We start from the raw sequence: 14,695 nt of genomic DNA, 5'->3' as shown, positions 1-14,695 counted from the left end.
TCTAGGACTAATTTAGAAATGTTCTAGCAGATATTTCTCTTGTGCGTAAACCTTTCGCAGCGACTCCACGGCTATTGATCGCAACATAAACTTAATCACGCCCACCATTTCCCCCCACTCCAACAATTCAGAAACACAAACAGCTTTCTGAAATCTCGCCGCATAAAAATCCACCCAAAAATCAGGCGCGTGTCTCTCTTTCTGACTCGCCATCCGGCGCTTCCAATAACCAAAATCTAAACCAGAGGGCGATTCCACTCCCAAAACAGGCGGAAAGTCGGCATAACTGACAAACCGACTCATGCCTTTGGCGTGCACGTACAGGATATGCGCCCAGCACTCGAAGCGATATATTTGTTCTACCTTGATTTTCAGCAGCCGCGCGATCGCCTCTTTTGTCACAAACCGGCTCAATCTGTGTCTGGGGGTTGATTTTGGTCGAAAGCTTGCTAACATAGTTGATAAGTTTCCTGATTTGAATAGATCGATTCCTGATTTGGATAGATAGATTCCTGATTGGGGAATTTGATAGATAGAGCAGTCCCTTATATGGGATTTGAACTTTGATAGGCGATCGTCCTTGAGTTTTCCAGACGTTGGGGCGATCGCTTTTTACGATAAAACCATCCTATGATGGTGTACCATCATTTGTCAAGTATGGGTTTAGTCAGGTTAAAAGTCAGAGAACTAGCTAGCGAGAAAGGCTGGACGCTGAAAGAAGTTTCAGAACGATCGGGAGTAATTTACAGCACCGTCAGACACTACGCCCGCTGTCCGGGAGTGTCAACCATTGACTTTATTTCTATACACAAGTTGGCTCGCACCTTTGATGTAATGATTGAAGACTTGGTGGAAATTGTGCAGGAGTGAGCGATCGCTTTTTAGGATAAAATTTTATCCCAGAGTAAATCTAGTTTTTTGTCAATGGGTTTAATTAGATTGCGGGTTAAAGAATTTGCTGCTGAGAAAGGCCCGACGATCAAAGAGGTTTCAGAGCGATCGGGAGTCATTTACAGCACACTCACCACCTATTCACGTTCTCCGGGAATGGCAATGGTTGATTTTACTTGTCTGCTGAAGTTGGCACGTACTTTTGACGTGATGGTGGAAGATTTGGTTGAGGTCGTCAAAGAGTAGTCGATCGCTTTTTACAGTACAATTCTCTGACTTATATTAATCACATCTCAAGAGGTTATGGGCTTAATTAAGTTGCGGGTTCGAGAGTTGGCTGCTGAGAAGGGCTGGACGATCAAAGAGGTGTCAGAGCGATCGGGCGTAGTCTACAGTACCCTCAGAACCTATGCCCGATCGCCCGGATTAGCAACAGTTGACGTGACAGCCTTGCACAAGTGGGCGAGGACTTTTGATTTGTCGATCGAAGATTTGTATGAAATTGTGCAGGAATAGTCGATCGCAGTTATTAGCAGGTTGGAATGACTTCTTTAATGGTTGAGTTGCTAGAAATCCCCCAAGCACAAAACGTAGTTGTTACAGACGACACGCTAACAGTCGATCTATCCGATGGTCGTACTATTTCTGTTCCTTTAGCTTGGTATCCTCGGCTATTGCAGAGCACACTAAACGAACGCAATAATTGGCGATTTATTGGTGGAAATGATGGAATCCACTGGCCTGATATTGACGAAGACATTAGCATCAAAAATATTATTCTCGGTAAACCGTCTGGAGAAATTCAGAAGTCTTTTCAGCGGTGGTTAGAAGAACGTAAAAAATCCCATAGAACATGAGTATATCGCCTAAAATAAGTTAATTCAGCAAAAAGTCATAGTGAGATATAAGCAAGGAGCGATCGCGATGACATTAACTACAGCAAAATGGACAATAGATCACTACCATAAAATGATCGAAGCCGGCATTTTAAACGATCGCAAAGTTGAATTACTAAATGGAGTAATAGTCGAAATGGTACCGGAAGGAACGGCGCATACTTATTTTAGCGATCGATTTGCCAACCGATTGCGAGTCGCATTATCTACGAGAGCCCAAATTCGCGAAGCCAGACCAATTACTCTGCCAAATAACTCAGAACCCGAACCCGATATTGCCGTCGTTCAACCTCTCAACGATATATACCTGGAACATCACCCATATCCAGAAAACATTTTTTGGCTGATTGAATATGCTGATTCCAGTTTGAGTAAAGACTTAGAGGAAAAAAGCAAGATTTATGCAGCAGCCGGAATTGAAGAATATTGGGTTGTTAACCTGCGCGATCGACAATTAATTGTGTTTCGCTTCCCGGAAGGCGATTTTTACCAGCAGCGAAATACTTTCCGAACTGGCACCATTGAACCCCTTGCTTTTCCCGATCTTACCATCCATATTTCTCAACTAATGAACAGGTAAATTATTGCCACCATACATCCCACATTCCGCATCCCCAACTGGCACACTACGAATTTTGGTTATTCGATCGCTTGAAACTGCCGATCGTTGCCACGAGCGAGCGGTACCTTTGTATAAAAAAAACTTAATTTTCGCTCCTACTCCCGAAAAAACCGATTGTGACCAAGAATTTCTTGAGGGTACCCGCCACGTGATGTATCCGTGGAATCAATCCCAAATCGAAAATCGAAAATCCTCAAGCCCCCGCATTTATCCGTGGGGTCAATCTAAAATCTAAAATCTAAAATCTAAAATCGATTGACAGTCTCGGTGCGGAATGTGGGATATATCAAGGTAAGTTTAGAGCGTCGAATTTTTTTGTATTTTCACTAAAAAAAGCGCCTGAGTTCCCCCAGACGCATACCATAAAATCAACAAATTGTCAAACCTAACCTAACCATTCAAAGCCTCAGCACCGCCGCAAACTTCCAGGATTTCCTGAGTAATTGCCGCTTGCCGCGCCTTGTTATAAGTCAGCGTCAAACTACCGATCAAATCGCTAGCATTCTCACTAGCATTGTTCATCGCCGTCATCCGCGCCGCCAACTCGCTAGCAGCAGACTCTTGCAAAGCCCGCAGCAATTGGTTGTTCAAATACAAGGGCAAAAGAGCCTCCAGAATTTGCGCCGGATCTTGCTCGAAAATCATGTCCCTGGGCAAACTCTTCGTAGGTGAAGCAACCTTCTCGCGCGATACTTGAAACTGTCCGCCTTGCGATGTCAAGCGGAAGATTTCATCATCGGGAGTTTCCAAACCTTGGGGGTCGAGGGGCAGCAAGGTTTGAATTACCGGACGCGAACTAATTAGCGAGACAAACTTGGTGTAAATTAGCTCAACTCTGTCCACAGTTCCTGACAGGAACAAAGAAAGCAATTCGTCAGCGATTTGTGCCGCTTCCGGTGCTGTGGGAATTTGTTCTAAGTTAGCGTAAGTAGCATCGATCGGCTGTTCGCGGCGCTGGAAATACTGAGTAGCTTTGCGTCCTACCAACACGTATTTGTAGTCTAAGCCTTCAGCTTTGATTTCCTTAGCGCGATTTTCGGCGTATCTGATGATGTTGCTGTTGTAGCCGCCGCACAAACCCCGATCGCCCGAAACTACCAACAGTCCGACCGATCGCACTTCGCGTTTTTTCAGCAGCGGCAAATCCAGGTTTTCAAACTGCAAGCGTTCCGCCAAACCATACAATACCTCTGCCAGTCGATCGGCAAAAGGCCGAGTAGCAGTCACCTGTTCTTGAGCGCGGCGCACCTTTGCAGCGGCCACCAAGCGCATTGCTTCTGTAATCTTTTTAGTGTTCTTGACCGACTTAATGCGATCGCGAATAGTTTTCAGATTTGCCATAACTTTCTCCTTACATCCTTGCCCGCATCTTCTTAATTAAAACCGCAGATTAACGCAGAGTAACGCAGATTAACTTCAGATTATCTACGTTAATCCGCGTTCATCTGCGGTTCAAAATTCCTACTTGTCTACTACGCAGAAACTAGAAAACTTTGCTTGTATTCAGTGATGCCTTCTTTCAGCAGCTTTTCAGCTTCATCAGTCAAGGCCTTTCCGCCTTGAACAATTTCGCCGTACTTCGGCTTGCTAGTCCGCAAATAGTCGCGCAAACCAACAGTAAACTTGGTGACTTTTTCCACAGGAATGTCATCCATATAGCCGTTAATACCGGCATAGATTACAGCCACTTGTTCGTTCATCGGCAGAGGCGAACTTTGCGGCTGTTTCAACAGTTCCCGCAAGCGCTGACCGCGCGACAATTGATTCTGAGTAGCTTTATCCAAGTCAGAAGCAAACTGAGAAAATGCTGCCAGTTCTTCAAACTGTGCCAATTCCAATTTCACCTTACCGGCTACTTTTTTCATCGCCTTAGTTTGAGCTGCCGAACCTACCCGCGATACGGAAATACCGGGGTTTACTGCCGGACGCAAACCAGCGTTAAACAAGTCAGAAGAAAGGAAGATTTGACCGTCGGTAATCGAAATTACGTTCGTCGGAATGTAAGCAGAAACGTCACCAGCTTGGGTTTCGATAATTGGCAAAGCAGTCATGCTGCCTTCGCCCAAGTCGTCGCTCAATTTAGCAGCGCGTTCTAGCAAGCGAGAGTGCAGGTAAAACACGTCTCCTGGATAAGCTTCGCGACCGGGAGGACGGCGCAGCAACAGAGACATTTGGCGGTAAGCTTGTGCTTGTTTGGAAAGGTCATCGTAAATGACCAAAGTGTGCTTGCCTTTGTACATGAAATACTCGGCTAAGCTAGCACCTGTGTAGGGAGCCAAGTATTGCAGTGTTGCGGGGTCGCTAGCGTTGGCTGCTACTACGATCGTGTAGTCCATCGCGCCCTTTTCTTGCAGGACGTTGACGATGTTAGCTACTGTAGAAGCTTTTTGACCGATCGCCACGTAAACGCAGATCACGTTTTCCGATTTTTGGTTAATAATCGTGTCGATCGCGATCGCAGTTTTACCGGTTTGTCTGTCACCGATAATCAGTTCCCGCTGTCCTCTTCCCACCGGAATCATCGCATCAATAGCGGTAATTCCTGTTTGCATGGGTTCGTAAACAGAACGGCGAGAAACAATCCCCGGTGCCGGAGATTCAATCAAGCGAGATTCAGTAGTTTTAATTTCTCCTTTGCCGTCAATCGGACGGGCCAAAGCATCAACTACCCGTCCCAACATTGCTTCACCCACGGGGACTTCCGCAATTCTGCCAGTAGCAGTAACTGCCGAACCTTCTTGAATGCCGAGGCCTTGGCCCATCAACACTGCACCCACGTTATCTTGTTCGAGGTTCAGTGCAATGCCCACGGTGCCGTCGGCAAATTCTAGCAATTCCCCAGACATGGCTTTATCCAAGCCATAAATCCGAGCAATGCCGTCGCCTACTTGCAGAACAGTACCGACGTTAGAGACTTTTACGTCTTGGTCGTACTGCTCAATTTGCTGGCGAATAATGCTGCTAATTTCGTCAGGTCTGATTGCTGCCATGTCAGTTGTTTGTTGTCAGTTGTTTGTTGTCAGTTGTCAGTGGTCAGTTATCAGTTGTTCAAAACTACCAACCGTTAACTGCTAATTAAATTAGCTAATAGTCATCAGCTATTAACTATCAGGAATTCAAGCGAATTCCCAGACGGCGCAATTGTCCCCGCAGGCTGGCATCAATTACTTGAGAGCCTACTTTGATTACCACACCGCCGATTAAATCTGCGTCTATTTTGGTTTCAATTTCTACGCTTCTAGCGCTGGTCATCGCCTGCACTTTCTCGCGAACAGTCTGCTGTTGAGCGTCTGAAAGCGGGACTGCCGATGTAACTTCAGCCAATACTGTTTGGTTGAGTTCTCGGAGCCTTGCCAAGTATTGTTTGCCAATTCCTTCTAAAAAAAGAATTCTTCCTTTGTCTACTAATAGCTTCAGAAAGCTGTGCATCAAGGGGTTCATTTCTTCACCCGCTATTTGCTGAATCACGGCTTTTTTAGCATCCGGTTTTATCAGCGGATTGGCTAAAAATTGACGCAAGTCTTCCGAACCTTCTAGCAGGCTCAGCAAGGAACGAATATCTTCGCCAAACTTGTCTGAGAGATTGTTGGACTGAGCCAGTGACATCAAGGCAGATGCGTAAGGCTGTAAGACTTCTGTGCTGACTGTACTCACGTTTTAGCCTCCCAGTAACGCAATGCTGCGATCGATTAATTGGTGTTGAGCGCTGTCGTCCAAGCTAGTTTTTAGCTGGCTTTCCACCTTTGCTAATGCCAGAGATACAACCGCCGATCGCAGTTGGGCGATCGCTCTTTCCCGCTCCGCTTCCAACTCTTGACCTGCTGTTGCTCTCATTCTTTCAACGTCTTGCGCTGCCTGAGCTAGAATTGCTTCTTTTGCTTTCTTGGCAGTTTCTTCAGCCGCGGCACGAATTCGTTCCGCTTCTGCTTGCGCTTGAGTCAATTTTTGCTGTTGCTCTGCTAGAGCTGCTGCTGCATCTTTTTGGCGTTTTTCTGCTTCTTGAATCGCCTCTTGGATGGCCGAACGCCTCTCTGTCAGGATTTTACCTACAAATCCGCGCCCGAAATAAAACAGCACTGCAATAATAATGACCAGGTTAATCAGGTTGGTTTCTAAAATATCGAAATTTAAACCGAAACCACCTTCGCCGCTAGCTTCTGTGGCTAGCAATAAAACAGTCCCCATGATACTCTTCCATAATTGCGCGTGCAGATTGGGTGAAGCGATTTTAGATTTGAGATTCCATCAAAAATCTAAAACTCTTCTGTCTCGCTATTTGGCCAGCGACTGCCCTAATAGCTTTTCGAGAATTTGGCCGCTGAGCGCGTCTACTTGTTGTTCTAGTGAGCGCATTGCTTCTTGCTTTTGCTGCTCTATTTCTTGCCCAGCCTTTTCTCGCGCGACTTGAGCTTCTTGTTGAGCCTCAGCTACTTTTGCTGCCCCAATTTTTTGGGCATCAGCTTGAGCAGCCGCAATTACTGATTGAGACTGTTTGCGAGTTTCTCCCAGTTTTTGCTCGTACTGCTGCGCTAGTTGCTGAGCTTTTGCCAAGCGTTCTTGGGCGGAGACTTGAGTGTTGCGAATGTAATCGGCGCGATCGTCAATTGACTTGCTGAGCGGCTTGTAAAAAATTACATTCAAGACTGCGACTAGAATTAAAAACTGCACCGCCATCAGAGGCAGCGTAGCATCTATATCAAACAGTCCCCCTTCCTTAGCCGCTTCTTCAACTGCTAGTAATACTGTCCAGTGCATCATGATTTTTTGACGGCTTCCATCTAATTCGCTTAATCGATTTTAGATTTGAGATTTTGGATTAGAATCGCCAAAACCTCAAATCTAAAATTTTCAATTATTATGCGAAGGGGTTGGCAAACAGCAGCACTAGGGCTACGACCAAACCGTAAATTGTGAGCGCTTCCATGAACGCCAAACTCAACAGCAAGGTGCCGCGAATTTTACCTTCTGCTTCCGGCTGACGGGCAATCCCTTCTACAGCCTGACCTGCTGCATTACCTTGACCGATGCCAGGGCCGATTGCAGCTAAACCTACTGCCAAAGCGGCGGCAATTACGGAAGCGGCAGCAACTGTTGGGTTCATGATGATTTTCCTTATCTAAAGTACAAAATTGAGAACAGAAAGTCTAGAGAATTGTCCGATTTTACGGTAGAAAGTTTAAGTTCAGAAATTATTTTTTTCCTCCCTCATGCTTCGCCGTTTATCGTTAGTTAATCGTGGTGTTCTTCGCCGTGACCGCCTTCTAGAGCTTCACCAATGTAGGCGGCGGCTAAGGTAGCAAAAATCAAAGCTTGAATTGCACTCGTAAATAGTCCCAGAACCATCACTGGCAGAGGAACAAATAAAGGCACTAGCAACACTAGCACTCCGACTACCAATTCGTCCGCAAGAATGTTGCCAAACAAACGGAAACTTAGGGACAGAGGCTTAGTGAAATCTTCTATGATTTTGAACGGCAACATGAAAGGCACCGGTTCAACATAGTGGGCGAAATACCCCAAGCCGCTTTTGCTGAGACCTGCATAAAAATATGCTAGAGAAGTCAGCAGTGCAAATGCTACCGTCGTGTTGATGTCAGCGGTAGGAGCTCCCAATTCCCCTGATGGCAGCTTAATCAGCTTCCAAGGAATTAGAGCGCCAGACCAGTTTGACACAAAGATGAACAGAAATAATGTACCAATAAACGGTACCCAAGGGCGATATTCTTTTTCCCCAATTTGGTTTTTAGCCAAGTCCCGAATAAATTCCAGCGCATACTCCATAAAATTTTGCATTCCGCTGGGAATTCGCTGGATTTTGCGGGTTCCTAAAATCGAAACTACGACTAAAACAGCAATTACAAACCACGAGGTTAGAAAAACCTGCCCGTGCACTTTCAGATTGCCGAGTTGCCAGTACAACTGCTGGCCAACTTCCAATTCGGCGAGGGGGAAACGATTAAAGGTGTTTAGAACGTCAAGCATTGCCATTCAACGGGCTTCCCCATACAAATCGATGAGTTGAGTTTTGCTCTTCTTGCCTGACCTACCTGTAGTCTAGTGCTAATGCACTTCGGATCACGTAAACCAACAGCGCAGCTTTGTAAGTCAGAAATCCCAAAAATATCGGTAAAATCTGTAGCTGATTCCACTGTGTTCCTACTATCATCACCGCTAAAAACACACCCAGCCTTGTCTTGCTGATGCGCTGATTTTGGCTGCCGATTCGTTCAACGTCTCTAGCCAACATCTTTAAGTAAACCACACCTGTGCTCGCCCCAAGCAAATAATTCAGGGCAATATTGAGGGAGTAAAAAATCCAAACGGAGATAAAAATAATCGCCGTAAAAGCAAGGGTGTACGCCAACAACTCTTGTTGGAGGCGATAAAAGTCTTGCATGGGATTGCTAGTCTCGGACGAGGCTGTCGAAACTGTCGAGACTGTGCCAGCTTGAGGAATATCCTCGTTTGCTGCTGCGGGTTCGGTGGGTGTGTTTTGCGTGTTCACGAAGCTCAGAAACTAATGCAGGTAGCAGGCGAGTGCTTTGCAAACTCAGAAAAATCATACCACGCTGCGGTAACAATACTTAAAATAAAATTAATCATATTTTCGGAATTTGGTGTCTGGCGCTTCGGAAACCTCAAGCCGTTCAATGTCCGATCGACCTCACCCTACCTCTCCTACCGCCAGACCCCACTTTCTTACACATTGTTCTCGTGCTTCTCACTAAGTAAACCTCACTTAGTGAGTTAATACAGAGGACGATCGCCCGAATCGATGAGGTAACTCTCTGTTGTCTGCCTCTGCGCGCTACAAGAGTTAATTCAAATTCGATCTCATTCAATAACCTTAAACTCTTGAAGCGCCGGAATGAAATTTTTATTCTCGTGGCTCGATCGACTAAGCTTAATCAAAGCAAATCGCTGTAGTGGCTGCAAACTCGCCCACTGTCCCAAAGAAATTGTCACGCCGAGCTCTTGCGCTTTTGCAGAAACAGACTCCGGTACAGTTGCAGCATCCATCCACGGGGGATTTTCATCAACCGCCAAATCAGTTCCCGGTTTGCCTGTCTGTTGAATTAATACTTGGTTTAGCTTTTCTCGGTAATCAATAATTTCTGCTTTTGTCAAGCAAGGCTTCTCTACAAGGATTTGACGTTCTGCTTGGTTGAAATGATTCCAATCCTGCAACTTCAATTTAATGCCGCAAGTATCTAATTTGAGACGTACTTGCATCGGAATGCAGCGCAAAGCTTCCACAAAATCAGCTTCAAATTCAAAAAACATATATTTAGCAAGTTTATTTTAGTTGTGAATGAGATTTTTTTTATTAACCGCAGAGGGCGCAGAGGGCGCAGAGTAAGAGAGGTGGGGGAAGGTGAAAAGAAATTGATGCAGGTTTATTGCTCTCTATCAATAATTGCAGAAAATCGAGTCAGCATTTATAATTAAATAATATTACAAACTATTGACATGGATACCGTAGACTACCTTCGGATTAGCTTGATAGACCGCTGCAACTTCCGCTGTCTCTACTGTATGCCGGAAGGTAGCGAGTTGGACTATGTATTGCAGCAGCAGTTGTTAACTCACTCGGAATTGCTAACTCTGCTGCGGGAAGTTTTTATACCCGTGGGATTTACCAAGTTTCGCTTGACTGGAGGGGAACCGCTACTGCGGCCTGGGGTGGTGGAATTGGTAAGGTCGATCGCCTCAATGCCCGAAACGCGAGATTTGTCAATGACAACTAATGGTTTTTTGCTGGCGGGAATGGCGGAAAATCTCTACAATGCTGGTTTGCGCCGGATTAATATTAGTTTGGATTCCTTGGAACCGGAGACTTTTGATAAGATAATTGGTAGTCGGGGACGATCGCGATGGACGCAGGTTTGGGAGGGAATTCAAGCGGCTTATCAAGCTGGATTCGACCCGCTGAAGCTGAATGTTGTGGTAATTCCCGGTGTGAATGACAGCGAAATATTGGATTTGGCGGCGTTAACAATTAACCGGAATTGGCACGTTCGATTTATTGAGTTTATGCCGATCGGCAATGGGGATTTATTTGGCGATAAAGGTTGGGTAGCATCGGCAGAATTGCGGCAACAAATTAGCGACAAATACGGGTTAGCCGGGTCGGGTGTTCGCGGAAATGGGCCGGCGGATGTGTTTCAAATTCCGGGGGCGAAAGGCACTTTAGGATTTATCAGCCAAATGTCCGAGTGTTTTTGCGATCGCTGCAACCGGATGCGTTTGTCTGCTGACGGGTGGCTGCGGCCTTGTCTGCTGAACGAAACGGGGCAAATTGACTTAAAAACTGCTCTCCGGAATGGGGTGTCTACAGGCGAATTGCGCGATCGAGTGCGGCACATATTAGAGATTAAACCAGAGATTAATTTCAAGCAGCGAGATTCGGGAACTACTCAAGGAAATTACAGCCGCACCATGTCTCAAATCGGTGGCTAATTATCTATTATCAGCTATAAGTCAGTCTGAAGTAACGCTCTCGCCTTGCGCGCGGATAGATCATAAGCTGGCGTTACCTGTCCTAGGTCGCAGGACTTCGACATTCAACTCTAGTTTCTCTCCTAGCCACAAAGAATGTTTCGTATGGTCGGCCACATCGTCGCCTGTTTCAGGGTGAATGAGAATATCGAGCCCCTCACGATTCAGCATTAACCAGGGAACGACTTTGCCAAACTGGTCTGGTAAAAATGCAACTTGATACATTGCTTGGGGGTGGGGGCCAATGGGTTTGTCCTGCCAACGCCCAAGCTGCACCTCAAACTGAGTCAATCCTTCTCGTACACGCGCTGCGGCATCGCGATTATCAGCGTCGAAGTAAATATGTCCATGAAAACCAACGATGTTAACAGTGTCTTCTTTCATCATTTTCAGTGGATTATTGAGCTGAGATCAACAACTTTATATTAGCTTAACTTGCTGGATATTTTCTTCACTCCTGTAAACTCCTTAAGTTGATCTCTCCTCAGTCTTTGCTTTTTGGGTTTCATGCTAAGACAATACCAGTATACTCTCTGCTTCTCTCTCTCCAAACTGACTAATGATGTCGATTTCACATCGCAGAATTTGAACAATTTTAGATGTTGAGCAATTGCCAACACGGAGATAAATAAATTTGGGAGGATGACCGTAAAGTAAACTCCGTTGATGAAAATCAGAATCTTTGGAAACAATTACAAAATCATTTGTCTTTGCATATTCCCAAATTTCTGCATCATCAGTATTTGTCAGTCCTAGGGTTTTGACATGAGCAGAATCGGGATACAAACCAATAATTCTCTGAAGAATTCTGTCTGAGAGGTTTTCGTCCAACAGTAGTTTCACAGGGATGCCACAAATAACTTTTTCTCACGATCGGCTGCAAAAGCAAGGCAGGCTTTGATGTCTGCCGAAGTTAGTTCTGAAAAATCTTCCAGAATTTCTGCTTCCGTCATGCCACCTGCGAGATATTCTAAGATGTCGTAGACGGTGATTCGCATTCCCCGAATACATGGTTTGCCACTGCGTTTTCCCGGTTCAATTGTGATGATGTCGTGGTAGTCCATAAAGCAATATTTTGTACTAATAAGCGTAATTATACCTGTAAATAATCCTGGTTTGTTTAGGTCAGGATTTCAGGTTTGAGCAAGTAGTGAGAAAAAAAGAACCCTGTCGTTGAAAGTAGCCAGGGCAGATCAGTTTTCTCATGGTCTGTGGCAAAAGCAAGGCAGGCTTTGATGTCTGCCGAATTTAGTAGGGTTTTCCACCAATAAGACTCCAAAATTGGCGGCAGTCCGATCGACACGGGGCGATCGTCTCCACATCTCCGACGGCTGGCACGGCTGGCAAGGCTCCAAAATTGCACCATTTAGGGCGGTGTGGGTGAGTTTGAGGTGATTGGATGGTGAGGACTGCCACGGCTGGCACAATTGCACCTAACCACGGTTGGAGCGGTGGGAGTGTTGGCAGTGTCGGAGCGGTGGCGGTCTAGCTTTTTTGCGTCACACTCGCACGTTGCAACCCACAGCTTTTTTTAAAACTGGTAGAGGTGGAAGCACTGGCACGTTCTTAAATTCGATTTTATTTAATTAAATAGGCGTAATTATCCTTAATTTTTAATCCCAACACTTCTGCAAGTTTGCCAGATTGAGAGTGCATTAATTCTCCTTTCAAAGGGTCGGGAAATTTTTCTAATGCTAACTTTGCCTTTTTATAATCTGATAAATTAATTGTTAGATTCTCATGAGAAGGGAAATAATTCCAACACCCACTTGAATGCTTTACTGCTATCTTTAATTCACCCTTGCCGTTGGAAGTATCCTTACCTTTGTGAATTATTAAGTTTTCTCCCCAGTAAATGATATAGTTTTCGTGAAAAGCTAATCCTATTTCTATGGTTGTTTCTCCAATCGTAATATATTGTGTCTCAATTTCTTTTAAAAAATCTTTATAAGACTTGCCTAAATAATTATGCAATTCGTTTACGGCTAATATACTTATACCTTTTATACGAGTCAGCCAATACCAATGTTGGGGAAGTCTAATGTCTATTCTTCCCAATACATTAACAACATCAACTTCCCAATACGTTTTCCAAAAATTTACGGCTTCCGTTTTCGTAATACTTCTTTCTTTTGCGAGTTGAGAAAAAGTAAGCATACGCAGCCAAATTTCAGCCACTAAGGGAGATTGTTCGCGAGCTTGTAATAATTCTAACTTTCCGTAGCAATTAAATTCTTCACTCATCTTTGCAAAATATTTTTCAAATTTAGTAAAATAACTTTTGCTCTTAGGTACTGTTTGAATACCATTAGCTTGTGCTGCTTTTCTGCGTTTTGCTTCTCCCATAATGCCTCTTAATTATTCAAAATTATCCCATTTAAAAACTTTTAATTAATCTCATTAAAACTCTTATTCAACATAAGGATAATCAAAAATATCACGAAGTATTGATTCATCAACTTCTTTGATTTTCTTTTTCACATTTTTTACATATATTAATCCTGTTTTTGTAAGTGCAACAGCAGCATAATATCCTTGTTTTTTTATAAGTAATCCTGTGAGGGGGGATATTTCTTTTATCCAACCACAATCTAGTAAATACTTTAAAATGTCGTATAATTCCTTATTATTTTTCATGCGTATATAGCTTATAATATCGGAATTACTGGTCATTAGTTGACCTCTACTTTCCCATTTATAAATAGTGAGTAAGACCCTGATAGGTTTATTTTCTTTTTCTAAAAAATCATTTTTAGAAGCCATTTTTAACCTCGGTTGATTGTAATCCTTTTGTACGTCAATTTTAATATATCACATAAAGTGTTTACATACCATACCATCCATAATGCAAGGGTTACAGGGCTTAGGCGGGGAAATTTGGGTATCCCCGCCTAGCTTGATTTATAGATGTTTCAGCCTCTAAATCAGGATATGCTCTTATCCTGATTTAGTAAAATAACGTGCCTGATATTTGTCTTATTAACTGGTTCCCAGGCTAAGGCCTGGGAACCGAGATCCAGAGGCTCTGCCTCGCTAACGGATAAAAACAAAAACAGGAGGCAGATGCTCATGGAATGTGTTCCCAGGCTAAGGCCTGGGAACGAGCAAACACCTACGCTTTGCGCTTCCGACGGCGAATCAGCACACTCATTACTTGCTTCGGATTAGCTGCACGTTGTAGGGGACTCCAATCGCCAACTTGGGCAAATCCCAGGCGGTACAAGGTGAGTATGGTTTCCCTGACACCCTTGGGCGAACCTGTAACCGTTACACACACCACATCCTGTTCCGATTCTGCTGCTGAGTCGTCATTTGGCCGTGCAAATTTGTTGTCGTCAGGCAAGAATTCCTGTGACATAATATGTTCTCCTGGTTTTGGGTTTTCTAGAAAAACCCAAAAACCCAGCCGCCCCGCATTTCAACACATAGCAGGGCGGCTACAGAGAGTGTTATCATACTCCGTTAGCCTCCAGACTGCTGTGATCAGTTTGGCGGTTAGCTGTCCATTGCTGCTCGCAACAGCTTTGGGCAGTGCAACTAGATTTTTGGGCGACGCGGGCTACTTCCTCTACAAGCAAAGCAACCTCTAACTTCAAAGCGTAGCCGCAGACGGGGGCCTGTGTCAATCCATTTGGGATTTGGGATTTGGGAAAGGTGCGTCAGCTTTGAGATTGCTTCACTACCTTCGCAATGACAGAAAATCCTAGTACGTGCATCCAGGATTAACTGGTTCCCAGGCTAGAGCCTATTCGTGACAACTTAACGTCAAACCCAATCACAGACTGCT

24 protein-coding genes are annotated in these 14,695 nt (G+C 44.6%); 6 read left to right on the top strand and 18 right to left on the bottom strand.

Annotated features, from left to right (window positions below):
* Nucleotides 1-12 precede the first annotated feature (12 nt).
* On the bottom strand, nt 13-456 hold the full coding sequence (locus tag QUA90_RS07290; RefSeq protein WP_333444652.1) for a hypothetical protein: 444 nt from the start codon (nt 454-456) through the stop codon (nt 13-15).
* Between the two features lie 201 nt (nt 457-657).
* On the opposite strand from QUA90_RS07290, the gene QUA90_RS07285 reads away from it, so the two are divergent.
* From QUA90_RS07285 to QUA90_RS07265, 5 genes are read left to right on the top strand one after another with little or no spacing between them, the layout of a single operon-like run.
* Nucleotides 658-870, top strand: a complete 213-nt coding sequence (locus tag QUA90_RS07285; protein WP_190735550.1) for a helix-turn-helix domain-containing protein — start codon at nt 658-660, stop codon at nt 868-870.
* A gap of 54 nt (nt 871-924) precedes the next feature.
* Entirely contained in the window at nt 925-1,137 is a 213-nt protein-coding gene (locus QUA90_RS07280) for a helix-turn-helix domain-containing protein (RefSeq protein ID WP_332948907.1), read from the top strand.
* A 57-nt stretch (nt 1,138-1,194) separates the two neighbouring features.
* On the top strand, nt 1,195-1,407 hold the full coding sequence (locus QUA90_RS07275; RefSeq protein WP_333444649.1) for a helix-turn-helix transcriptional regulator: 213 nt from the start codon (nt 1,195-1,197) through the stop codon (nt 1,405-1,407).
* A 26-nt stretch (nt 1,408-1,433) separates the two neighbouring features.
* Nucleotides 1,434-1,748, top strand: a complete 315-nt coding sequence (locus tag QUA90_RS07270; RefSeq protein ID WP_333444645.1) for a DUF2442 domain-containing protein — start codon at nt 1,434-1,436, stop codon at nt 1,746-1,748.
* Between the two features lie 40 nt (nt 1,749-1,788).
* Complete coding sequence (locus QUA90_RS07265) at nt 1,789-2,367, top strand: Uma2 family endonuclease (protein ID WP_333444643.1); 579 nt, start codon at nt 1,789-1,791, stop codon at nt 2,365-2,367.
* A gap of 432 nt (nt 2,368-2,799) precedes the next feature.
* Here the strand turns inward: QUA90_RS07265 and QUA90_RS07260 are convergent, their stop codons facing one another.
* The 9 genes from QUA90_RS07260 to QUA90_RS07220 form a co-directional block, all read right to left on the bottom strand.
* Nucleotides 2,800-3,750, bottom strand: a complete 951-nt coding sequence (locus tag QUA90_RS07260) for a F0F1 ATP synthase subunit gamma (protein ID WP_006631110.1) — start codon at nt 3,748-3,750, stop codon at nt 2,800-2,802.
* 131 nt (nt 3,751-3,881) lie between these two features.
* Complete coding sequence (gene atpA, locus QUA90_RS07255) at nt 3,882-5,399, bottom strand: F0F1 ATP synthase subunit alpha (protein ID WP_333162173.1); 1,518 nt, start codon at nt 5,397-5,399, stop codon at nt 3,882-3,884.
* Nucleotides 5,400-5,517: 118 nt separating this feature from the next.
* Entirely contained in the window at nt 5,518-6,063 is a 546-nt protein-coding gene (atpH, locus tag QUA90_RS07250) for an ATP synthase F1 subunit delta (RefSeq protein ID WP_333327144.1), read from the bottom strand.
* Between the two features lie 3 nt (nt 6,064-6,066).
* The gene (locus tag QUA90_RS07245) at nt 6,067-6,594 is read right to left on the bottom strand and encodes a F0F1 ATP synthase subunit B (RefSeq protein ID WP_190740265.1); all 528 of its coding nucleotides are present in this window, start codon (nt 6,592-6,594) and stop codon (nt 6,067-6,069) included.
* Nucleotides 6,595-6,681: 87 nt separating this feature from the next.
* Complete coding sequence (locus QUA90_RS07240) at nt 6,682-7,167, bottom strand: F0F1 ATP synthase subunit B' (RefSeq protein WP_006631106.1); 486 nt, start codon at nt 7,165-7,167, stop codon at nt 6,682-6,684.
* Nucleotides 7,168-7,264: 97 nt separating this feature from the next.
* The gene (gene atpE, locus QUA90_RS07235) at nt 7,265-7,510 is read right to left on the bottom strand and encodes an ATP synthase F0 subunit C (protein ID WP_006631105.1); all 246 of its coding nucleotides are present in this window, start codon (nt 7,508-7,510) and stop codon (nt 7,265-7,267) included.
* Between the two features lie 128 nt (nt 7,511-7,638).
* Nucleotides 7,639-8,397: a F0F1 ATP synthase subunit A gene (atpB, locus tag QUA90_RS07230; protein WP_333071398.1), complete on the bottom strand. Its 759-nt coding sequence runs from the start codon at nt 8,395-8,397 to the stop codon at nt 7,639-7,641.
* Nucleotides 8,398-8,452: 55 nt separating this feature from the next.
* Nucleotides 8,453-8,914, bottom strand: a complete 462-nt coding sequence (locus QUA90_RS07225; RefSeq protein ID WP_006631103.1) for an ATP synthase subunit I — start codon at nt 8,912-8,914, stop codon at nt 8,453-8,455.
* A gap of 329 nt (nt 8,915-9,243) precedes the next feature.
* Nucleotides 9,244-9,693, bottom strand: coding sequence for a nitrate reductase associated protein (locus QUA90_RS07220; protein ID WP_333327147.1), 450 nt, complete (start codon nt 9,691-9,693; stop codon nt 9,244-9,246).
* Between the two features lie 186 nt (nt 9,694-9,879).
* Here QUA90_RS07220 and moaA point away from each other — a divergent pair, with 186 nt between their 5' ends.
* Nucleotides 9,880-10,869, top strand: a complete 990-nt coding sequence (gene moaA / locus QUA90_RS07215; RefSeq protein ID WP_333444640.1) for a GTP 3',8-cyclase MoaA — start codon at nt 9,880-9,882, stop codon at nt 10,867-10,869.
* Between the two features lie 60 nt (nt 10,870-10,929).
* On the opposite strand, the gene QUA90_RS07210 is transcribed toward moaA, so the two are convergent.
* The 8 genes from QUA90_RS07210 to QUA90_RS07175 all read right to left on the bottom strand — a co-directional run bounded on the left by QUA90_RS07210 (nt 10,930) and on the right by QUA90_RS07175 (nt 14,534).
* Nucleotides 10,930-11,295, bottom strand: coding sequence for a DOPA 4,5-dioxygenase family protein (locus QUA90_RS07210; protein WP_333444638.1), 366 nt, complete (start codon nt 11,293-11,295; stop codon nt 10,930-10,932).
* 123 nt (nt 11,296-11,418) lie between these two features.
* The gene (locus QUA90_RS07205) at nt 11,419-11,751 is read right to left on the bottom strand and encodes a DUF5615 family PIN-like protein (protein ID WP_333444636.1); all 333 of its coding nucleotides are present in this window, start codon (nt 11,749-11,751) and stop codon (nt 11,419-11,421) included.
* Nucleotides 11,748-11,972 carry a DUF433 domain-containing protein gene (locus tag QUA90_RS07200; RefSeq protein WP_106332354.1) on the bottom strand — a complete coding sequence of 75 codons (225 nt, stop codon included), beginning with the start codon at nt 11,970-11,972 and terminating at the stop codon, nt 11,748-11,750. Before QUA90_RS07200 ends, QUA90_RS07205 begins: the two co-directional genes overlap by 4 nt.
* A 184-nt stretch (nt 11,973-12,156) precedes the next feature.
* Nucleotides 12,157-12,333: a hypothetical protein gene (locus QUA90_RS07195; RefSeq protein WP_333444633.1), complete on the bottom strand. Its 177-nt coding sequence runs from the start codon at nt 12,331-12,333 to the stop codon at nt 12,157-12,159.
* A 153-nt stretch (nt 12,334-12,486) separates the two neighbouring features.
* Nucleotides 12,487-13,254 carry a hypothetical protein gene (locus QUA90_RS07190; protein WP_333444631.1) on the bottom strand — a complete coding sequence of 256 codons (768 nt, stop codon included), beginning with the start codon at nt 13,252-13,254 and terminating at the stop codon, nt 12,487-12,489.
* Nucleotides 13,255-13,317: 63 nt separating this feature from the next.
* Complete coding sequence (locus QUA90_RS07185) at nt 13,318-13,671, bottom strand: hypothetical protein (protein WP_333444629.1); 354 nt, start codon at nt 13,669-13,671, stop codon at nt 13,318-13,320.
* Between the two features lie 349 nt (nt 13,672-14,020).
* Nucleotides 14,021-14,266, bottom strand: coding sequence for a hypothetical protein (locus tag QUA90_RS07180; protein ID WP_333128634.1), 246 nt, complete (start codon nt 14,264-14,266; stop codon nt 14,021-14,023).
* Between the two features lie 94 nt (nt 14,267-14,360).
* Nucleotides 14,361-14,534 (bottom strand): hypothetical protein, encoded by a 174-nt coding sequence (locus QUA90_RS07175; protein ID WP_333444627.1) that lies wholly within the window; start codon nt 14,532-14,534, stop codon nt 14,361-14,363.
* Between the last annotated feature and the right edge of the window lie 161 nt (nt 14,535-14,695).

This window comes from Microcoleus sp. D3_18_C4, assembly GCF_036702355.1.
Classification (GTDB): domain Bacteria; phylum Cyanobacteriota; class Cyanobacteriia; order Cyanobacteriales; family Microcoleaceae; genus Microcoleus.
Note: the sequence above shows the minus strand (reverse complement) of the source record. Positions and strands in the feature narration are given on the sequence as shown.